Here is a 13,355-nt window from a genome sequence, read left to right on the forward strand (position 1 = left end):
GGGTGGGCTCTTCGGCGGGGCGAGCCACGCCCTTGGCGCCGCGCTTCGCCTTCGATGCGGGCTCCTCGCTGGGGGCGGGAGGCACGGAGGTCTCTTCAGGCGCTTCGGCGGGAACGGCTTCGGCTTCGGAGGCCTTCCGCTTCGCGGTGCGCCCCGAGCCCTTGCGCGAGGGGGCTTCCTCGGCGGTCGTTGTCTCCGTGGCGGGAGGCGTTCCTTCCACGGTGCTTGTGGGAGCGGTGTCGGGGGCGCCCGTCTCGGCCTGTGGCGCGGGCGTGGCGGACTCCGCTGTGGTCTCCGACGGGGACGGCTCGGGGGCCTCCTGCGGCGCGACGGCGGGAGTTCCTTCTGCCGGGGTCTTCTTCGCGGAAGAGCCCTTGGGCGCCTTCCCCGCGCGCTTCGAAGGAGCCTCGCTGGCGCCTGTCTTCAGCTCGGCCGTCTCCGCACCCGCGGAGGTCGGCTCAGGGGCTTGAGAAGGCTGTTCGGAGGGTGTTGGCGCGGAATCCTTCGGGCGCTCCTCGGCCGATACGGGCTCCGCGACAACTTCGGAGGACTTCTGTGCCTCGGTCTTCAGGGGCTCCTCGGTCGATGCAGCCTTCGACGCGGCGGCCTTCGAGCCCTTCTTGGTCGGAGTCGGCTCCGCGGCTACCTCGGAGGATTTCGGTGCATCGGCCTTGGGGCTCTCGTCGGTCGATGCAGCAGGCTCCTGGGCTTCCTTCGACGCGGAAGCCTTCGGGCCCTTCTTGGTCGGCGCCGGCTCCGGAGCCGCCTCGGATGACTTCGATGCATTGGCCTTGGCGTCTTCCTCGGTCGAGCCCGGCTTCTGCGCGGCGCGTCCGGCGGCCTTTGTTGCGGACGCCTTCGGGCCCTTCCCGGTTGAAGCAGACTCCGCTGCGGGTGTCTGGGCGGCCTTCGACGCCGGAGCCTTGGGGCTCTCCTTGGCCGCGGTGGGCTTCGTGGCGGCTGCCTTTGAAGCCTGCGCGGCGGGCTTCGCAACGGGCGTCTTCGACGGTTGTGCGCCCGGCTTCGCGGCAGGCGCCTGTACGGCGGCCTTTGCTGGGGGCGCCTTCGGAGCCTGTGCGGACTTCGCGGCTGGCGTCTTCAGCGCCTGAGCACCGCCCTTCTTCGCGGCGGAGGTCTTCGGAGCCTGAGCCGAGGACTTCGCGGCAGGCGTCTTCGATGCCTGCGCACCCGACTTCACCACCGAAGCCTTCGGAACCTGTGCGGCCTTCGAGGCGGAAGCCTTCGGAGCCTGTGCTGCCTTCGCGGTGGGCTTCGCGACAGGCTTTGCCTTGGCCGCCGCGCCCTTCACCGCCTTCGCGACCTGCTTCAGCTTCGAGGCCGCGGTCTTCAGGGCCTGCACCACCGGCTTCGCGACCGCGGCCTTCTTCGCCGGGGCAGGGGCCTTGCCCCCGGTGGGACGGCCCCCGGGCTTCGTGGCGGCCTTGCCAGTGGCGCTGCGGGACTTGGACGAATCAGAGGAGGCGGACGGTCGGGTCGGGCGACGCTGGGCCATAATCGATGGCTAGTGCACCCACCGCCTCGCCGCAAGGCACACGTGGGGCGCGTGCACGCTTCCTGTCCTGTGGAGAGGACAGGACCGGTCCGCTGGAGAGGTCAGGCGCCATGCGGAGGGCGCGTCCCTTGCGTCTGGACGTCCTGGGGTTTCCACGGAGACCGGTCCGGTACAGCCATTGCTCAGGCGAGTGATTCCAGGTGGGCGATGGCGTCAGAGAGGACGCTGCGGAAGTAGCTGTCGGCCTTGCCAGGCGGGTCCCGAAAACGATGGAGCAGCGGCAGGAGGGAGAGGTCCTCCAGCGCCTGGGCTGCTTCGACAGCCAGGACGATGACCTCGCTTCCCGCCAGTTCACGGCGGAGCGGCTCCAGCGCGCGCGGGTCCTTCCTCTTGGCCAACCCGACCAGCGCGTCCGCCCGGATGCCGCTGTCCTCCTCCGAGAGCCGTTCGAGGAACGCGTCCCGCAGCTCCGGGGTGTCCACCTCGTCCTCGTCCTTGAGGGCCAGTCCGGACAGCACCTCCTCGCGCACGGATGTGTCTCCGTCCCGGGAGAGCTCCATCAAGGTCTGGAGGGCCACGGAGTTGTTGTGATGCGGCATCAGACCCCGGGCGACTCCCTCCCGGACCCGGGCATCCGGGTGGTCCTTCAAGGCGCGCAGCGCGGGCAAGGCCCGGGCGTCCTCGAGGTAGCCCAGGGTATAGCCCATTGCCTTGAGGACGGATGGAGCCTGCTCCGTGGGCAGCGCGGCGAGGAGGGCCTCCGCGCATCGTGCCCTGCGCTCACGGTGCTCCTTCGCGTCGTGCCCCGCCGCCTGGGCGAACAGCACCGCGCCCCGTGCGCGTTCCCTCGAAGAAGGGGAGCGCAGCAACTGCTCGGCAGCGGCGAACAGTTCCTCCCGGTCGCGCCCTCGCAGCGCATCCAGCGCGGCCCAGGTCGAATCCCCCTTCACATCGAGGAGCGCGATGGCCACCAGCTCCAGCGTGCAGAGGGCGTCGTAATGAGCGGGAATGGCCATGGGGAAAGGATAGCCCCAGGAACACCCCCCTCGGGCTCCCCATCCCCTACGCGGAGCGCCGCTGCCGTGCGCTCGCGTCCAGCGGAAGGGTGATGGTGAAGCAGGTCCCCTCCTCGGCGCCGCTCGTCACCGTGGCCTTGCCCCCATGCGCTTCGGCCAGGCCTCGCACCAGGGGCAGCCCCAGGCCCCAGCCCTTCTCCGCGCTCTCCGTGGCGGACCGCGTGCGGTGGAACGGCTCGAAGATGGTCTGCAGGTCCTCCGCGGCGATGGGCGTGCCCTGGTTGCGCACCTGGAGCTTCACCTGGGTTTCATTCCGGTCGAGCCGGACTTCAATCGGGGTGCCCGGCGCGCCGTACTTCGCCGCGTTGGAGGCCAGGTTCTCCACGATGCGGCGCAGCCCGAGCGGATCCGCCCGCATCGTGAACTCACCTTCCGCCTTCAGCTCGTAGCGCCCCGGGTAGAGCGCCGAGAGTTCATCCAGCGTCTGGGCCGCGACCGCGTGGAGGTCGCACTCCCGCACCTCCAGCGCCACGAGCTTGCCGGCCTGGATGCGGCTGGCGTCCAGGAGGTTCTGGATCATCCGCTCCGCGCGGTCCAGGCTCGCCGTCACGCGGCCCACGGAGGTCTGGACGCCCGGCAGGTCCGCATGACGCCTGCCCATCAGCTGCACGCTCAGCTTCGACGCCGTCAGGGGCGTGCGCAGGTCGTGCGTGAGCGCCGCGACGAACGTGTCCCGCATCCGCTGCTCGGCCTTCAGCTTGCGGATCTGATCGCGGAGGTTGATCTCCGTCATGATGGAGGCCGTCAGCTCCTTCATCACCAGGTGGTCCTGTGCGGTCCACTCGCGCACCGAGGGCTGGATGCAGCAGAAGGTCCCCAGCACGTGCCCTTCCGGGTTGATCAACGGCAGCACGATGAGGGCGACGATGCCCCAGGGCCCGGTGGACGGATGGAACTTCAGGAACGGATCCGCGGGCGCGTTCGAGGAGATGATGGGCTCTCCCTCGAGCGTGTAGCGGCACAGCGACGCGTCGATGGGCAGCGTCCGTGTCTCCCGGAAGGGCGAGGGCAGGCCGAAGTCCGCCTTGAAGAACTGCCGGTTCGAGTCCACCAGCGACATGATGGTCAGCGGGACGTTGAGCAGCTGCGCCGCCAGGCGGGCGAGGCGGTCAAAGGCCTCCTCCTGCGGCGTGTCCATCAGCCCGGTGTCCCGGATGGCCTGCAGACGGTTCGGATCCGCGAGGCGACGGTTGCACCGCTGGGTCCGCGCGAGAGAGGCCTCGTCCAACTCACCTAGAAACTTCATGGAGGCGAATCCTAGGTCCTGGGCCTGGAGGCCGGTCACCCGGATCCAAGGGGCCAGCTCCTCCGTTCGCTGACCAACCATCCAGGAGCGCTCAGGAAAATCTTTCAGGGCTCTTGACCCGCTTTCCCGGGGTCCGCCCTCCCTGTCTCCCGGACCCTTTTCCGGGAGGCTTTTCCCCCAATGCATCCCCCTCGTTCGTCGTCCCGCGCGGCCCTCGCCGTGCTCCTGCTGCTTCTGCCCACCCTGGCCCTGGCCGCGGACCGGGGCGCCTGGGCTCCAGGCGTCGCGTATGCCGTGGGTGACATCGCGTCCTATGGAGGGAAGGGCTACGACTGCCGTCAGTCCCACACGTCCCTGGTGGGCTGGGAACCGCCCAACGTGCTCGCCCTGTGGCTGGAGCGCACCGGCAATCCTCCCGCGGACACGCAGGCCCCCACCGCGCCCTCCGGCGTCGGTTCACCCTCCAAGACGTATGACAGCGTGTCGCTGACCTGGAGCGCGTCCACCGACAACGTGGGCGTCACCGGCTACGAGGTCTTCGTCAACAACGGAGCCTCCGCCTCGGCCACCTCCACCACGACGAGCGCCACCGTCACCGGGCTCGCCGCCAACACCACCTACACGTTCACCGTGAAGGCGCGCGACGCGGCGGGCAACCGTTCCGCGGCGAGCGCCGCGTTCAGCACCACCACGCCCACGCGCCCCGCGCCGGACACGCAGGCCCCCACGGCGCCCGGCTCCCTGCGCTCCACCGGCGTGACGGCCTCCAGCGTGTCCCTGGCGTTCAACGCGTCCAGCGACAACGTGGGCGTCACCGGCTACGAAATCTTCGTCAACGGCGGCACCAGCGCGGCGGCCACCAGCACCACGCTGAACGCAACCGTGACGGGGCTCGCCGCCAACACGACCTATACGTTCACCGCGAAGGCGCGCGACGCGGCCGGCAACCGCTCCGCCGCGAGCAACAGCGTCGCCGTGACGACGGGCAACACGACGCCCGCGGGCAGCAAGGTGCTGGTCGGCTACTGGCACAACTTCGACAACGGCTCCACCAACATCCGGCTGCGCGACGTGTCCTCCAAGTTCAACGTCATCCAGGTGGCCTTCGCGGAGCCGGTGACGGGCGCGCCCTCCGGCACCATGGGCTTCACCCCGTACAACGCCACCGTGGCCGAGTTCAAAGCGGACATCGCCACGCTCAAGGCGCAGGGCCGCAAGGTTCTCATCTCCCTGGGCGGTGCGAACGGCACCGTCCACCTGGACAACGCGGCGGCGCGGCAGGCCTTCGTCACCAGCATGCAGGGGCTCGTCAACACGTATGGCTTTGACGGCCTGGACCTGGACCTGGAGGGCGCGTCGTTGTCCCTCAATGGCGGGGACACCGACTTCCGCAACCCCACCACGCCGCGCATCCAGAACCTCATCGCCGGCACGCGCCAGCTGCTCAACGACAACGGGGCGGGCTTCCTGCTCACCATGGCGCCGGAGACGGCCTACGTGCAGGGCGGCTACGCGGCCTACGGCGGCCCGTGGGGCGCGTACCTCCCCGTCATCCACGCGCTGCGCGACCGGCTGACGTACCTGCACGTGCAGCACTACAACACCGGCACGGTGATGGGGTTGGACGGTCGCGCCTACGCGCAGAGCACGCCGGACTTCCACGTGGCCATGGCGGAGATGCTGCTCCAGGGCTTCCCCGTGGGCGGCAACGCGAGCGCCGTCTTCCCCGCGCTCCGGCCGGAGCAGGTCGTCATCGGTCTGCCGTCCTCGCCGCAGGCCGCGGGCGGCGGCTACACCACGCCCGCCAACGTGCAGAAGGCGCTGGACTACCTGATGAAGGGACAGTCCTTCGGCGGCACCTACGTGCTGCGCCAGTCCGGCGGCTACCCGGGCTTCAAGGGGCTGATGACCTGGTCCATCAACTGGGACAAGTTCACCAACTTCGAGTTCTCCAACAGCCACCGCGCCTACCTGGACACCTACCGGTAGGCCGGGTGGGGCCCCGCGTCCACCGGCACGCCGCCGGTGGACGCGGAAGGGCGCGGCTAGAGACAGAAGTTCATGAACACGCCGACACTCTTGTGGGTTCCCTGGGACGTGATGAGGTCCGGCCGTCCGTCCGCATCGAGGTCCGCGCTCGTCACCGCCACGACACTGCCTCTCGTGGTGTAGCGCACGACCGGCCCAAGGGTATCCGTCCCCGTCCCTGGAAAGACGCTGAACATGTAGTCCGAGCCCAGGTTGGCGGGGTTGTAGACGACGACGAGGTCTGGCTTCCCGTCCCTGTCGAAGTCCGCGGCCACGAGCCCATACGGGGTGCTTGCGGTGGGGCGCGTGGTCAGGGTGGACAGCCCCCACGTCGGCGCTATCGACAGCACCGTGACGGTGTTGCCCGTGCTGTCGGCGACCGCGGCATCCATCCGCCCGTCGCCGTTGAAGTCCGCGAGCGCGATGGACCGGGGACGGGAGCCGATAGAGAGAGACTGCTTCCGGGTGAAGAAGCCGGTTCCGTTGTTCCATACGGTTTCGACGTACCCGGTGTAGCCCACCACCACCAGGTCCCGCCTTCCATCGCCATCCACGTCCGTGCTGGCGAGCGCGATGGGGACTTCGGTGACCCGCGAGTCCTGGCGGGCGGCGAAGCCTCCGGTGCCATCGCCCGTCAGCAGGCTCACCGTATGGTCACTGCTGTTCGCGGTGACCAGGTCCACCTTGCCATCCCCGGTGAAGTCCTCCGCGAGGAGCGCGTTGGGCGCCAACCCCGTCGCGAATTCCCTCCTCGGTCCGAAGCCTCCCGCGCCATCTCCCATCCACACGCTGACGTTGCCATTCAAGGTGGGGGCGGGCGTGCCGCTGGGGTTCGCCGTGACGAGATCCGGCCAGCCATTCCCGTCCAGGTCCACGATGACGACCGCGCTCGCGTTCGAAGGCGTCACGAGGGTGCGCAGGGCACCGAACCGCCCGTTGCCCTCCCCCAGGCTCACGTTGACTCGTTGATTGGAGGCGGCGACCGCGAGGTCCAGCTTGCCGTCACCATTGAGGTCCCCGGTGGCCGCCCAGGTGGGAATGGCCGGGGTGGCCACCTCCATCCTCGTCCGGACTCCACCCCGGCCGTCACCCTTCAAGAAGTGGATGGGGTTGCCCGCCATCAGCAGGTCCTGGCTGCCATCACTGTCCAGGTCGCCCACCACCACGCGCCCCGAGCTCGACACGACGAAGTCCTGCCGGCCGTTGAAGCCGCCCGCGCCATCTCCTCGAAGCAGTGCGAGGTTCAAGGTGTCGTGGTTCACCACTGCGTCCAGGTGGTCATCCCCGTCCATGTCCACGAAGGTCAGGGACGTGGGCGTGTTGGCCACCGGGATGTCCGCGAAGGCCCCGAACTGCCCGGTGCCGTCACCCAGGGCCACCGCGAAGGAGGACGCTCCGGTGTTCGCGTACGCGAGGTCGAGCTTGCCATCGCCGTTGAGGTCCACGCTCTTCGCGGCACTGGGGTACAGCCCCGTGTGGAAGGTCTGGCCGGTCTGGAAGCCGCCGGTCGCATCCGCGAGCAACACCGTGGCATTGAAGTTGTTGTGCGTGAGGAAGAGGTCCGCCAGGCCGTCCCCGTTGAAGTCACCCGCCGCGACCGAGCGGATGTCGTCTGGGAAGGGGACGTCGTGCCGGGGCGCGAAGTCCCCCCGCCCGTCGCCGTGGAACAGGCGGAGCATCCTGCTGCCCCAGTCGGCCATGACGAGGTCCTGCTTTCCGTCTCCCTCCAGGTCCGTCACGACCAGCGAACCCGTCGTGGTGCCGCTGGCGAGGTCCCGCTTCGCCGTGAAGCGGCCTGTTCCATCCCCGAACACGACGGTGGCCTGGGCGCTGCCGGAAGCGGCGTACAGGAACACGAGGTCGGCGTGCCCGTCCTGGTTGAAGTCCGCCACCTGGGCTTCCCTGCCGTTGGGGACCGTCGTGAAGATGTGATGGCGCGCAAGCCCGCCGGCGCCATCCCCCAACAGCACCCCTACGCCAAAGGCGTCCGTGTACCCCACGTCGGGAAGGCCATCCTCGTTGAAGTCCGCGATGACCACCGACGACGCCTGGTCCGACAACCTGGGCCCGGCGCCCAGCCCCAGGCCGCAGGGCGTGTTCGCGTCACAGGCCTCCGACAGCGGACCGTCTCCCAGCGCGTTGGAGGCTTGCACCGTGAAGGCATGGTGCATCCCGCCCCCCAGACCGAGGACGGTGGCGGAGGTGGCGCCGGCGGCCACGGTGGCGGTGCGTCCACTGGGGCTCGCGCGCACGACATAGCGGGTGAGGGGGATGCCTCCGTTGGAGGCGGGGGGCGTCCAGTCGACGCGGACGCGGCCGTTACCGAGCGCGGTGGCGAGAGGCGCCTGGGGAGCTCCGGGCACGTCGTGCGTCGTGACCGCCGCGGAAGGCTCGGAGTCCGCGCTCGTGCCCACGGCGTTCAACGCGGCGACCGTCACGGTGAACGTGGTTCCCCTCGGCAGGCCTGTCAGTGTGGTGACCGTGTCCGGTCCCACGGTGACGGCCGTGCCCGGGACGCCCGCCGCGTGCGGCGTCACCCGGTAGGCCGTCACGGGCGAGCCCCCGGTGGAGGCAGGCGCGGTCCAGGTGAGCGTGAGCTGGCCCATGCCCGCGACAGCCACGACGTCCGTTGGCGCGGCCGGAGGACGGGCCGGCGTCACCGTCCCTGTCGCCTCGGGGCCGGTGCCCACCGCGTTGAGCGCGACGACGTGCAGCGTGTACGCCGCGCCGTTGGCCAGGTCTGTGAAGCGCGTCTGGGTTTGGGCGGCGGGCAGCGTTCGCGTCACGTCGCCCGGCTGGAGCGTCACGGTGTAGCCGGTGAGGGCGTGGCCTCCGTCGGACGCCGGGGCGCTCCAGGACACGGCGGCCGCGCCGTCCTCCGCCTGGAAGGAGACGTCCAGCGGGACTCCGGGCACGTCCGGCGTGGTGATGGCATTGGAGGTCGCGGACGCGGGCCCTTCGCCCACGGCGTTCCAGGCCCGCACGGTGAAGGTGTAGGGCGTGCCGTTGGCCAGGCCGGTGACGTGGGCCTGCTCCCCCGTGATGTCGACGGTCGCGCCCTCCACGGCGGGCTGGACGTCCACGGCGTAGCGGGTGACGGGGCTGCCGTTGGCTTCAGGGGCGGTCCAGGTCAGCGTCGCGCCGCGAACCTCCGCCGTTGCCACCACGCCCGTGGGCGCGCTTGGCCTGCCCGCGGGCGTCACCGGCTCGGAGGGCTGGGACGGCGTGGAAGGGCCCACTGCGTTCACCGCTACCACTGTGAACGTGTACTCCGTTCCGTTGGTGAGGCCCGCCACCTGGACCTCGAGCACGTCCGGCGCGACCGTCTCCGAAGCCCCGCCCGGCGAGGCCGTGACGATGTAGCCCGTGAGCGGACTTCCGTGGTCCTGGGCCGCTGTCCAGAACACCCGGGCGGCGCTGTCCCCGCTCACCGCGACCACTGCCTCCGGCGGCGAAGGGACCTCCGCGAGCATTCCTCCATCCACGACGCCGGCATCGTCGGAGGTGCCGGCATCATCGGCCGAGCCCGCGTCCAGGACGCCGGCGTCGCGGACTGGCGGCTCGGGCGGTAGTGGCGAGACGCCTGGGTCGCCGCACCCCACGGCGGCCGCAAGCAAGACGAGGATGAATCCGACGGATCCACGCAGCGACATTCCCACTCCCCCTTCGGGACTGGGGAGCGTTCTACCAGTCCGTGCTCCACGCCTTCAATGCGTGCCCGGAGACGAGGAGGCACTGCGCGAGTCTGTCATTGTCACCGCATGTCGTCGAAATCCACCGGGCAGGTCTGGGATGGCTACAGCGCCGTGGCCGGCCCGGGCGTCAACGCGCCGCTGAAGAGGACCCGGCCCGTTCGCCTCGGTGCCGTTCGTCCGCCACACCTCGGAGTTGGCGCCGTCCAGCAAGACGAACAGCCCCTGCGCTCCCGAGGAGCCCACGTCGAGGATGCTGGTGAGGCCCGCGTCCAGCCGCTTCACGGAGGTGGTTCCCCCCGCCGTCCCGTCGGGGCGCCACGCCTTGGCCTCCACCCGCCAGCATCAGCCCCAGGCCCACCAGGGCGCCCCGATTCCTGACACGCATGCTTGCTCCTTCCGGCTCGGAGCGGCCGGAACGGTGGGGTGCAAGGCATTGCCTTCCAACGGGCACCGCAAGGAGGTGGAAGTGTTCCCCGAGGACTCCCGGCCCTCTGCTAGCGTCGTCGCGGTGTCGACACGGGATGACAGGCCGGAGGGGCGGGAGACGCCGTCTTCCGACAGGACCCGGACCCTTCCCGAGAAGCCCGGGGGCAAGGTCCGCTTGAAGCTGTGGGTGTTGTCCGGGCCCGCGGCCGGCCGGAGCCACCCGCTGCCGGTGGGGGAGTACCGGCTGGGCAAGAGCGCGGACTGCGACATCGTGCTCGAGGATGGCACCGTGTCCCGCTACCACCTGAAGCTGGAGGTGCGGGAGGATCGCGTCGTCGCCACGGACCTGGGCTCGTACAACGGCTCCTTCTGCCAGGGCCTGCGCTTCAGCGAGCTGGAGGTCCAACCCGGCGCCGTCCTCCGGCTGGGGGAGACGCAGCTCAAGGTGATGCCCGAGGACACCCGTGAGCGCTCGCTGCTGCTGTCGCCGCGCGACCGCTTCGGCGCCCTGGTGGGGCAGAGCCGCCGGATGTGCGAGGTCTTCACCTTCCTGGAGCGCATGGCCCCGGGCGACTCGGACGTGCTCATCCAGGGCGAGACGGGCACCGGCAAGGAGCTGTGCGCCGAGGGGCTGCACCATGAAAGCCCGCGCGCGAAGAAGCCCTTCGTGGTGGTGGACCTCGCGGGCATCGCGCCGTCGCTCATCGAGTCCGAGCTGTTCGGCCACGTGAAGGGGGCCTTCACCGGGGCCCAGGCGGACCGGGCAGGAGCCTTCGAGCGCGCCCACGGGGGCACCGTCTTCCTGGACGAGGTGGGCGAGCTGCCCCTGGAGATGCAGCCGCGACTCCTGCGCGTGCTGGAGCGCCGGCAGGTGAAGCGGGTGGGGGCCAACGACTACCGGGCGCTGGACGTGCGCGTGGTGGCCGCCACGCACGTGGACCTGGAGGCCGCGGTGAGGGCGGAGAAGTTCCGCCGGGACCTCTTCCACCGGCTGGCCGTGCTGCGCGTCGCGCTGCCGCCGCTGCGCGAGCGTCCGGAGGACATCCCCATGCTCATCGACACCGTGCTGGAGCGCCTGGGCAAGCCGCCCAGCACCCTGTCGGACCAGACGCGCGCCCTGCTCCTCCAGTACCCCTGGCCGGGCAACGTGCGCGAGCTGCGCAACGTGGTGGACCGCGTGGTGAACCTGGGCGAGGAGTCCCTGCCGGACATCGACCCGGGCGTCCCCGGCCGTGCCTCCCTCCGCGCGGGCGAGCTGAACCTGGCCCGGCCCTTCAAGGAAGCCAAGGAGCAGCTCGTGGAGGGCTTCGAGCGCGACTACCTCATGAGCCTCCTCAAGCGCTGCGAGGGCCGCTTCAACCGCGCCGCCCGGGAGGCCGGCATCGACCGGGTGTACCTGCGCAAGCTGATGCGCAAGCACGGCCTGGAGCTCAGCGACGGCAAGCCCGGGGCGGACGAAGACGACGCCGGGTGACTCCTGTCACCCACTGGGACCGCCACCGGGTGACTCGAGTCACCCACTTGCGAACCCCTCTGCGTGGCTGCTCCCTCGGGAGGCCCACTGGCATCACTCCTGCTTAGGGAACGCGTACCGGCCATTCACGGCCCCCACGACCCCGAGCACGTCATGATCTCCTCCGTCTCTTCGCGTTCCAACCCGTCCTCGTTCCTCACGTCCCTGCTGAAGCCGGCCGCGAGGGCGCAGCCGGTGCAGCCCTCCCAGGACACGTCCGCGGCGGCCCTGCGCAACAAGATGTTCCATACGGACAGCTTCGAGTCCTCGCCGTCAGCGCGGGCGCAGTCGCTGCCTCCCACGCCGACGACGCGGCCCGCGGGCGCGGGATCGGATCCGGTCAGCGCGGACGCGCTCGTACCGGCCAGCTCGCATGACGCTTCCAAGGACTACCAGGCGCTCTCGTACTCGGAGGACAAGCAATACAACGGGCAGCCGCTGAGCTTCTGGAAGAAGAACGTCTGGGACACCGCCATCAAGTCGGGCGCCGCCCCCGAGGAGGCCGCGCTGCTCGTCGCGCAGGTGATGCAGGAGGGCGGCACGGACTTCAACAAGAGCGGCGCCGCGACGAACTACGGCCCCTTCAACCTGAACAAGGACCTGCTGGAGACCTACGGCAAGCACCTGCCTCAGGACCTCCAGCAGCTCAACGGCAGCAGCCCGGAAGCCATCGAGCTCAACGTGACGAACGCGCTGGACGCGATGCGCGCGGTGGGGGCCAACAACTACCTGCACCACGTGCGCGGCGGCCGCACCCACTTCGAGCACCCCGAGCAGCGCATCAGCGACAACCCGAACGTGAAGGGCGATGACGCGTTCGCCTTCGAGCGCAGCCTGTCCAACAACGCGCGCCTCTTCCTGGAGTCCGTCCAGGCGAACCCCTCCACGCTGAACGACAACCAGCGCTTCGCCTCCGACATCCCGAACATCTGAGGAAGCGGGCGCAGCGTGAAGAACGGGGCTCCGCGTGCGATGCACGCGGGGCCTTTTCGTGTCCCCGCGCCGCGCGAACTACGAACCGGACTCGCGCGAGCCGAAGGAGCTGTTCTTGGATCCGATGCCGGAGGAGTCACCCAGCGTGGCGGAGTGATTCGCGTTCGCGGCGGCGAGCGCGCCCGCGTCACCGCCTTGGGGATTGACGATGAGCATCCCGCCGCCGTTGAACGAATCCCAGCCGGAGTTCATCGCCTGGGTGAGGTGCTGGAGGTCCACGTCGTAGCTGGAGCCGGAGGCCGGATCCTGGATGCGGTACTGGCCCTGGGCATTCTTTCCATCGATCTCCACCCAGTGCGCGCTGCCAGCGGACGTGTCGCCGGAGGCGCCGGGCTGGATGCGGTTGGAGTCCACCAGGGCCACTGCCTTCTTGCCCGAGTCGAGCGCGGCGTTCAGCGCGTCGCGGTCGAACTGGGATGCGCCGCGCGTCACCTCGAAGCCCTGGCCCGCGAGCATCTGGCCCATCTGGTCCGGCGTCGTGCCCTTGCTGTCGGAGTAGCGCGACTCCAGTGATTGGACGAGCTGGGCGTCCGTCTGCCCCTGGCCGCCGCCATTGGCGCGCACCAGCATCGCGGCGGCCGTCGCACCGCAATTGGTGGCGTCCGTCTGCCGGAGGACCGGCGTCTGCTGGGCCCAGCCCTTCGCGCCCGTGAGGGAGGGCGCCGGCTCCATCCGCGACAGCTCCATGGGACGCGCGCCCAGCGGCTGTCCGGCCCCCGCGGCCTGGGCGGCCCATTGTCCCGCCACCTCCGGTGACTCCTCGAAGCGGTCCTGCGGGAACCCGGTGACCTGCTCCGTCTCGATAACCGGCTCGGGGGCCAGGTGGCCCTGGACCGGCGCGTTGCCTTGCGGCGCGGCTGTCTGC

General features: G+C 70.1%; 8 protein-coding genes and 1 pseudogene. 3 read left to right on the plus strand and 6 right to left on the minus strand.

Annotated elements, in window-relative coordinates:
• The 3 genes and pseudogenes from D7Y15_RS38085 to D7Y15_RS38095 form a co-directional block, all read right to left on the minus strand.
• Window positions 1-1,513, minus strand: a pseudogene (locus D7Y15_RS38085) (hypothetical protein); the annotation flags it as partial.
• Between the two features lie 182 nt (window positions 1,514-1,695).
• Complete coding sequence (locus tag D7Y15_RS38090) at window positions 1,696-2,529, minus strand: HEAT repeat domain-containing protein (protein ID WP_121755637.1); 834 nt, start codon at window positions 2,527-2,529, stop codon at window positions 1,696-1,698.
• Between the two features lie 46 nt (window positions 2,530-2,575).
• On the minus strand, window positions 2,576-3,835 hold the full coding sequence (locus D7Y15_RS38095; RefSeq protein ID WP_121755643.1) for a GAF domain-containing sensor histidine kinase: 1,260 nt from the start codon (window positions 3,833-3,835) through the stop codon (window positions 2,576-2,578).
• A gap of 180 nt (window positions 3,836-4,015) precedes the next feature.
• Between D7Y15_RS38095 and D7Y15_RS38100 the strand changes: the two genes are divergently transcribed.
• Window positions 4,016-5,824, plus strand: coding sequence for a glycosyl hydrolase family 18 protein (locus tag D7Y15_RS38100; RefSeq protein WP_121755638.1), 1,809 nt, complete (start codon window positions 4,016-4,018; stop codon window positions 5,822-5,824).
• Between the two features lie 56 nt (window positions 5,825-5,880).
• On the opposite strand, the gene D7Y15_RS38105 is transcribed toward D7Y15_RS38100, so the two are convergent.
• Window positions 5,881-9,516: an FG-GAP-like repeat-containing protein gene (locus D7Y15_RS38105; protein ID WP_121755639.1), complete on the minus strand. Its 3,636-nt coding sequence runs from the start codon at window positions 9,514-9,516 to the stop codon at window positions 5,881-5,883.
• A 54-nt stretch (window positions 9,517-9,570) separates the two neighbouring features.
• Window positions 9,571-9,840: a hypothetical protein gene (locus D7Y15_RS44440; RefSeq protein WP_169822063.1), complete on the minus strand. Its 270-nt coding sequence runs from the start codon at window positions 9,838-9,840 to the stop codon at window positions 9,571-9,573.
• A 319-nt stretch (window positions 9,841-10,159) separates the two neighbouring features.
• On the opposite strand from D7Y15_RS44440, the gene D7Y15_RS38110 reads away from it, so the two are divergent.
• Window positions 10,160-11,458 carry a sigma 54-interacting transcriptional regulator gene (locus D7Y15_RS38110; protein ID WP_233605250.1) on the plus strand — a complete coding sequence of 433 codons (1,299 nt, stop codon included), beginning with the start codon at window positions 10,160-10,162 and terminating at the stop codon, window positions 11,456-11,458.
• A gap of 153 nt (window positions 11,459-11,611) precedes the next feature.
• Window positions 11,612-12,430 (plus strand): hypothetical protein, encoded by an 819-nt coding sequence (locus D7Y15_RS38115; protein WP_121755641.1) that lies wholly within the window; start codon window positions 11,612-11,614, stop codon window positions 12,428-12,430.
• A 78-nt stretch (window positions 12,431-12,508) separates the two neighbouring features.
• On the opposite strand, the gene D7Y15_RS38120 is transcribed toward D7Y15_RS38115, so the two are convergent.
• Window positions 12,509-13,355 (minus strand): papain-like cysteine protease family protein (locus D7Y15_RS38120; RefSeq protein ID WP_121755642.1); only part of this gene is annotated, 847 nt, incomplete at its 5' end.

This window comes from Corallococcus sp. AB030 (assembly GCF_003668965.1).
Lineage (GTDB): Bacteria > Myxococcota > Myxococcia > Myxococcales > Myxococcaceae > Corallococcus > Corallococcus exiguus.